At 41.7% G+C, this 533-nt stretch carries 1 protein-coding gene; it reads right to left on the minus strand.

Annotated elements, in window-relative coordinates:
• Positions 1 to 337: tRNA isopentenyl-2-thiomethyl-A-37 hydroxylase MiaE (miaE, locus tag R8O11_RS30855; protein ID WP_318195341.1), on the minus strand; the 337-nt coding region annotated here is incomplete at its 3' end.
• Between the last annotated feature and the right edge of the window lie 196 nt (positions 338 to 533).

Consider the following 533-nt stretch of genomic DNA (forward strand, 5'->3'; position numbering starts at 1 on the left):
CTTGGCTATACGGCGAATCCGATTTTGCCATGATGGCTTTCGAAATATTGCTCTTACCTTTTAATGTCTCTAATGAGCCGATTTTTCGGTAAGCGAAATCTTCATACGGTTTGAACCAGTCAAGTAAGGCATGTGAACTGTCTTTATCTACTGCGTATTTGCGGATCAAGAACATGGCTGACTGACCTGCTTTCAGCTCGCACAGTAAGTGATCCAATAAAATGGTTTGCAAGTTTTTTGGTTTCTTTGCTTCTTCAACCCATTCGTTGGGTGTGCTGCATTGCAGAAATTGATTGATAGGAGCAAGAAGATCTTGATAGGCGTCGAGATTAATCATTTTATTTTTAGTACGTTACGTTCAAATTTGGTTCATCCAGAGCATGAGTAAAACGGAAATCTGGATAGAAAAAAGGCTGCAAACGCAGCCTTTAATCGGATAGGGCGAAAAGCTGGTGTGGATATTACCACTTTTTCTTCTCGCCGAAGAGTGCTTCCATGTCGTTGTCACGCTCTTTGTCTGCCATTTGCTGCAT

The sequence above is a fragment of the Vibrio sp. 1288 genome (assembly GCF_033344475.1).